Source organism: Nocardioides sp., assembly GCF_030655615.1.
Taxonomy (GTDB): Bacteria; Actinomycetota; Actinomycetes; order Propionibacteriales; family Nocardioidaceae; genus Nocardioides.
The window spans coordinates 1-5,941 of record NZ_JAURVJ010000023.1 but is presented as its reverse complement, the minus strand read 5'-3'; the positions used below and the strand labels follow the sequence as shown (position 1 = coordinate 5,941).

Below are 5,941 nucleotides of genomic sequence, written 5' to 3'. Positions count from 1 at the left end.
GCTGGCGCGGATCCGGGTGTTGGCCGACCTGGCCGGCCGCTCGCGCCGGGCCGCGGCGGCCGAGCTCACGTCGTGGTGGCGGCAGGTCGAGGCCGACGCCGTGTCGGCCCGGGCGCTCGTCGCCGACCTCGTGGCAGTGCTGGACGAGGAGGAGACAGTGATGGAGACGATCGAGCAGGGCCGGGCCGAGGTGGCGTCCTACCTCGAGCAGGGCGCGCGTGACGACCAGCAGGACGCGGTCCTCGTCGCCGACGGGGTCTACGCCGTCGCCGACGGGGTGGGCGACGCGCCCGGCACCGTCGCCGCCGACGTGCTGGAGGTGATCGCCACCCTCGGCGACGGCGACGCGCTGGGCGCGCTCGACACGGCGGTGAGCCGCGCGGCGGCCCTCGTCGACGAGCGCTACGCCGGCCACCCCGGCGCCGCGACGACCCTGACCGCGCTGGTGCTCCGCGACGGGCGCGCGGCGCTCGCCCATGTGGGCGACACGCGTGCCTACCGGGTCCGCGGCGGGCGCCTCGAGCGGCTCACCCGCGACCACAGCGTCGTGCAGACCCTGGTCGACGAGGGCCGGCTGACCCCGGAGGAGGCGCGCACCGACGACCGCCGCGTGGTGATCGACCGCGCGATCGCGCCGGGTGCGCCCTACGCCCCCGACCTCGCGCTGCACGTGGTCGAGCCGGGCGACCGGTTCGTGCTGACGAGCGACGGGGTGCACGCCCGGCTCGAGCCCGGCGCGCTCACCTCGCTCCTGGTGGCCGACGTGAGCCCCGACGAGGTCGTGGCCGCGGTGCGGGCCGCGGTCGTGGCGGCCGGGGCCGACGACAACCACGCGGTCGTGGTGGTCGACCTCGTCTGACGTGCCGAGACGCGCGAAGGGCGGGCACCCGAGGGGTGCCCGCCCTTCAGCGGTGCGTGGTGCGGATGTCGCGACGCTGCGGTGGTTTCGACGCGCCCGTTGCGGCTTCGTTCCTCAGCCGCAGGGCTTGCTCAACCTTCGTGCGCGACGAGCAGCCGCTCGTTCCTCGCGGCTACTCTGCGCCCTCGATGAACGCCTCGACGCGACGGCGACCCTCGTCGTCGGGCAGCTGCACCGGCGGGCTCTTCATGAGGTAGGACGACGCCGAGATGATCGGGCCGCCGAGACCGCGGTCCTTGGCGATCTTGCAGGCGCGCAGGGCGTCGATGATGATGCCGGCCGAGTTGGGGGAGTCCCAGACCTCGAGCTTGTACTCGAGGTTGAGCGGGACGTCGCCGAACGCGCGACCCTCGAGGCGGACGTAGGCCCACTTGCGGACGTCGAGCCAGGCGACGTAGTCGGACGGGCCGATGTGGACGTTGCGGCTGTCGATCTTGTCGGCCAGCTCACCGGTCAGGTTGGACGTGACGGCCTGGGTCTTGGAGACCTTCTTGGACTCCAGACGCTCACGCTCGAGCATGTTCTTGAAGTCCATGTTGCCGCCGACGTTGAGCTGGTAGGTGCGGTCGAGCGCGACGCCGCGGTCCTCGAACAGCTTCGCCATCACGCGGTGGGTGATGGTGGCACCGACCTGGCTCTTGATGTCGTCGCCGACGATCGGGACGCCGGCGTCCTCGAACTTCTTGGCCCACACGGGGTCGGAGGCGATGAAGACGGGGAGGGCGTTGACGAAGCCGACGTTGGCGTCGATCGCGCACTGGGCGTAGAACTTGTCGGCCTGCTCGGAGCCCACCGGGAGGTAGGACACCATGACGTCGACCTGGGCGTCCTTGAGGGCCTGCACGACGTCGACGGCGTCCTTGGCGGACTCCTCGATCGTCATGCGGTAGTACTTGCCGAGACCGTCGAGCGTCGGGCCGCGCTGGACCTCGATGCCGAGGGTGGGCACGTCGGCGATCTTGATCGTGTTGTTCTCGGAGGCGTTGATGGCCTCGGAGAGGTCCTTGCCGACCTTCTTGTCGTCGACGTCGAACGCGGCGACGAACTCGATGTCGCTGACGTGGTAGTCGCCGAAGTTGACGTGCATCAGCCCCGGGACCACGGCCGACGGGTCGGCGTCGCGGTAGTAGTGGACGCCCTGGATGAGGGACGTGGCGCAGTTGCCGACGCCCACAATTGCTACTCGTACCGAACCCATCGGGATTCCCTTCGTGTGACTTCTCGTGTGGTGCGTTGTCATGGTCTGGAGTGGTGGATCAGTTCTGCGTGGCGGGCGGCGGGGTGGAGCCCGCCCGGCTGCGCTCGGCGTTGATCAGGTCGGAGAGCCACTGGACCTCGCGCTCGGCCGACTCGACCCCGTGCCGCTGGAGCTCGGCCGAGTAACGGTCGACCTCCTTCTCGGTCATCGACAGCTGGCTCTGGACGCGGTCGAGCCGCTCCTGGAGCCGGCTGCGCCGACCTTCGAGGACCCGGAGGCGGATCTCCATGTCGGTGCGCCCGAAGAAGGCGAACCGGATGCCGAAGTTGTCGTCCTCCCAGGCGGCGGGCCCGATGTCGGCCATCAGCCGCTCGAACTCCGTCGTCCCGGCGGGCGTGACCTGGTAGACGATCTTGGGTCGCCGCGAGACCGGCGTCAGCGACGGCGCGAGCTCCTCGATGAGGGCGCCCTTGAGCATCTTCTTCAACGTCGGGTAGAGCGAGCCGTAGGACAGCACGCGCCCCCACCCGAGCATCAGGTTGAGCCGCTTGCGCAGCTCGTAGCCGTGCATCGGTCCCTCGTGCAGCAGTCCGAGGACTGCCAGCTCGATCGACTCTGCGCGGCGTGCCATGCGACGTATCGTAGCGATATATCCGCGAAATAGAAACTTTGGATGTCTCGGAAGCGACGGTTCGGGGCCGGCGCACGTTTGGGCGGCTCCCAGGGACCGCCCGTACCCTGTGGAGTCGCGCCGGTGGACCCGGCGACGAGACACAGGACAGCGGCGAAGGGACGGGGTGTGGCAGGCAAGCGGAAGGCCGGAGGGTCGGCGGCGACGCGCGCGGCGGACCCGTCGTGGACGGACCTGCTGCGGGCCCGGATGGGACGTCCGCCCAAGCAGGCCAAGGGCGAGCGGCCCAAGACCTGGAAGACCCGGCTGCGCAGGTTCCTGCTGTGGAGCACGGTCACGGCCGTGGTCCTCGCCCTGGTGGCGGTCGCGGGGTTCATCTACCTCTACAAGACCACCGACATCCCCGAGGCCAACGCGGAGTTCCTCACCGACGCCTCGTTCGTCTACTACGCCGACGGCGGTGACCTCGGCCGCTACTCGACGCAGTACCGCGACTCGATCCCGCTCGACAAGATGCCCGACAACGTCAAGCAGGCCGTCGTCGCCGCCGAGGACCGGACCTTCTACACCAACAACGGCATCGACACGAAGGGCATCCTCCGCGCCGTCTTCAACAACGCCAAGGGCGGCTCGACCCAGGGTGCGTCGACCATCACCCAGCAGTACGTCAAGATCCTCTACCTCAACCAGGAGCGCTCCTACAAGCGCAAGGTCAAGGAAGCGATCCTCTCGCTCAAGATCCAGCGCGAGAAGAGCAAGGACGAGGTGCTCGAGGGCTACCTCAACACCATCTACTTCGGGCGCGGCGCCTACGGGATCCAGGCCGCGGCCGACGTCTACTTCGACAAGCCGGCCGCCGACCTCGACCTGCGCGAGGCCGCGGTGCTCGCCAGCGTGCTCAACGACCCCAACGACCTCGACCCGGCCGACGGCAAGGAGGCTCGCCAGGCGCTCAAGGGCCGCTACCAGTACGTCCTCGGCCAGATGGCCGAGCTCGACTACGTCAGCGACGAGGACGCCGAGCAGGCCGAGAAGCGACTGCCGAAGTTCCCCAAGGTCGCGGCCGAGAGCACCTACGGCGGCCAGAAGGGGCACATGCTGACGCTGGTCAAGGACCAGCTCCTGGCCCTGAAGAAGAACGACGGCGAGCCGTTCACCGAGGACGAGATCGACGGCGGTGGCCTACGCATCACCACGACGTTCGACGAGCGGATCATGAAGTCGCTCGAGGCCGGGGTCGACGAGGTCAAGCCCACCGAGGGCGAGGGCTTCACCCGACCCAAGCAGCTGCACGCGGCTGCGGCCACGGTGCAGCCGAGCACCGGCGCGCTGCGCGGCTTCTACGCCGGGCAGGACTACCTCAAGTCCCAGCTCAACTGGGCGATCGCGGGCGGGCAGGCCGGCTCGACCTTCAAGGCCTACGCCGTCGCCGCCGGCATCAAGGACGGCTACGCGCTCAAGGACACCTTCGACGGCAACTCGCCGATCGAGGTCGGTGGCACCGAGTTCGAGAACCAGGGCGACAGCGGCTCCGGCGACGAGGGCGGCGCGATCAGCCTGCTCGCAGCGACCGAGGACTCCGTCAACACCGCGTTCATCGACATGACCGACGCGATGGACGACGGACCCACCAAGATCGTCAAGATGGCCGAGGCGATGGGCATACCGCCAGCCAAGGCCCGCAAGGGCACCGGCGGCATCCCGCGCCGCACCCTCGGCCTCAAGGCCGAGACCGGGGTCGCGCTCGGCTCCGCGACCGTCAGCCCGATCAACATGGCCAAGGGCTACGCCACCATCGCCAACGAGGGCGTCGCCGCCCCGGTCTACGTGATCCAGGAGGTCAAGGACCGCAACGGCGAGGTGCTCTACCAGCACAAGACCGCCGCCAAGCGGGCGATGAGCGCCGACATCGCCTCCGACGTCTCCTACGCCCTGCAGCAGGTCGCCGAGGTCGGCACCGGCACGTCGGCCCAGATGGACGACGGCCGTCCGATCGCCGGCAAGACCGGCACCGCCACCAAGACCGGCGGCGCCGTGTCGTCGTCGTGGTTCGTCGGCTACACCCCCCAGCTCTCGACGGCGGTGATGTACGTCCGCGGGCCCGGCAACGGCCAGCTCGACGGCTGGCTGCCCGCCACGCCCGAGGACGGCAAGGAGGGCTACTTCGGCGGCAACTACCCGGCCAAGACCTGGAAGGCGATCATGAGCCGCGAGCTCGCGGGCGCCCCGGTCGAGGAGTTCCCCGAGCCGGCCTACGTCGACGGCGAGGCGCCCAGCTCGGGCCACGCCCCCTACACGCCGCCGCCGGCGCCCGACCCGACGACCACGCCTCCGCGGCCGACGCAGACGCCGACCGACGAGCCGACGCAGGAGCCCACCCAGGAGCCCACGCAGGAGCCGACGCAGGAGCCCACCGAGACCCCGACCGACCCGTGCGGGCTGCTCGGCTGCTCCCCGACGACGGAGCCCACGCAGGAGCCGACCCAGGAGCCGACCCAGACGCCGCCCGCGCAACCGCGGGCCCGGGCCCCCTACGGCCGTGAGCGCGACTGACATGACGCACGTCCACCCGACCCGGGAGGACCGGGTGGTCGCGACCCTCAGCGAGGTCGTGGGCGGCCCCGTCGGCGAGCACGCCGGGCGCCGGGCCGGGCGCGGGGTGTCCGTGCTCGGCGTGCTCCTGGCGATGACGGCGATGACGTTCGCCCTCGGGCTGGTCTCCAAGACCGCGTGCGCCCAGGACGGCTGGCCAACGACCGGCGGCACCCGGTTCACCCACGCCTGCGTCTCCGACGTGCCCGACGTCTACAGCGGCGACGGGCTCGACGAGCTCGCCTGGCCCTGGTCGTCCGACGCCGAGACGCGGCTGCGCTACCCGGTGACCGAGGAGCCGGCGGCCGTCGCGCTCTGGTCCTACGCCGCCGCCCGCGCCACCCACCTGCTCAGCGCCACGCCCGACCTGTCGGGGCGCCGTACGCTCGCGGCCGAGACCGTCGCAGCCACCGACACGGTCGACGACGAGCGGCGGTAGAACCCGGCGCTCACCGCGCTCGGGTTCACGCTGCTCGCGCTGCTCACCACCGCCGCGCTCGCGGCGGCCCACCGCCAGCGCCCGTGGGACGCCGCCGTCTTCGCCGCCGCGCCCGTGCTCCTGCTCTCGGGCATGGTGTCGTGGGACCTGCTGCCCGTCGCG

At 70.9% G+C, this 5,941-nt stretch carries 5 protein-coding genes; 3 read left to right on the top strand and 2 right to left on the bottom strand.

Annotation, left to right across the window (positions count from 1 at the left end; genetic code table 11):
- On the top strand, positions 1-859 hold an 859-nt coding region (locus tag Q7T52_RS01865), incomplete at its 5' end, for a PP2C family serine/threonine-protein phosphatase (RefSeq protein WP_304799022.1).
- 172 nt (positions 860-1,031) lie between these two features.
- Here Q7T52_RS01865 and Q7T52_RS01860 read toward each other — a convergent pair.
- Together Q7T52_RS01860 and Q7T52_RS01855 are read right to left on the bottom strand one after the other, a co-directional pair.
- The gene (locus Q7T52_RS01860; RefSeq protein ID WP_304799021.1) at positions 1,032-2,117 is read right to left on the bottom strand and encodes an inositol-3-phosphate synthase; all 1,086 of its coding nucleotides are present in this window, start codon (positions 2,115-2,117) and stop codon (positions 1,032-1,034) included.
- Between the two features lie 58 nt (positions 2,118-2,175).
- Positions 2,176-2,748 (bottom strand): PadR family transcriptional regulator, encoded by a 573-nt coding sequence (locus Q7T52_RS01855; protein WP_304799020.1) that lies wholly within the window; start codon positions 2,746-2,748, stop codon positions 2,176-2,178.
- A gap of 168 nt (positions 2,749-2,916) precedes the next feature.
- Between Q7T52_RS01855 and Q7T52_RS01850 the strand changes: the two genes are divergently transcribed.
- Entirely contained in the window at positions 2,917-5,301 is a 2,385-nt protein-coding gene (locus tag Q7T52_RS01850) for a transglycosylase domain-containing protein (protein ID WP_304799019.1), read from the top strand.
- Complete coding sequence (locus Q7T52_RS01845) at positions 5,288-5,779, top strand: hypothetical protein (RefSeq protein WP_304799018.1); 492 nt, start codon at positions 5,288-5,290, stop codon at positions 5,777-5,779. Before Q7T52_RS01850 ends, Q7T52_RS01845 begins: the two co-directional genes overlap by 14 nt.
- The last annotated feature ends 162 nt before the right edge of the window (positions 5,780-5,941 follow it).